This window comes from Vibrio sp. 1402 (assembly GCF_033340275.1).
This window is the reverse complement of record NZ_JAWOWE010000459.1, coordinates 1-594: the sequence shown is the minus strand read 5'-3', so window position 1 is coordinate 594 and position 594 is coordinate 1. Positions and strand designations below refer to the sequence as shown.

The following is a 594-nucleotide window of genomic DNA, read 5'->3' as shown; positions in this document are numbered from 1 at the left end:
AACAAGATAGGAATTGCGGCTAAAGCACCGTAAATCAGCTGGTAAGACGGGAACTGAGTGATATAGAGGGCAAAGCCTTTCTTACTTAATTCAAACAGTATCGCCGCAACGGCGGCGCCTACAGCGCCATGCGCTAAATGCACTTTTTTGTTTGGCACCAGAATGTACAAACCTAAAAATGCAAAAAATGACAGCAAGAGCGGCAACCAGCGTAAGAACAAATTGAAGGCGCCAGACAGCGTTTCATTTTCTAAGATTTGTAACGACGTGACATAAGACGTTGCTGCAATACTCGCGCCGACTAAAATCGGCCCCAGCGTTAATACCATCCAATACATCGAAAATGAGAACACCAAACGGCGCTTGTCTTTGACTCGCCAGATGTAGTTTAGATTTTTATCGATGTTGGAGATCAGCATCAGCGCAGCAATAAACAAGAAGCCACCACCGACGGCACTCATTTTGCCAGTGTTCGCCACAAACTCTTGCAGTGCAGTGTGCACCGCCTCACCAGATGCCGGTACAAAGTTTTCGATGATGTAGCCTTGCAGCACTTCGCCAACCTTCGCGAAAACAGGGAACTTCGACAATATT

The 594-nt window shown here is 46.6% G+C and carries 1 protein-coding gene; it reads right to left on the bottom strand.

Annotation, left to right across the window (positions count from 1 at the left end; translation table 11 throughout):
* A partial coding sequence (locus R7044_RS26660) for a YihY family inner membrane protein (protein WP_225456167.1) occupies positions 1 to 594 on the bottom strand: 594 nt, incomplete at both ends.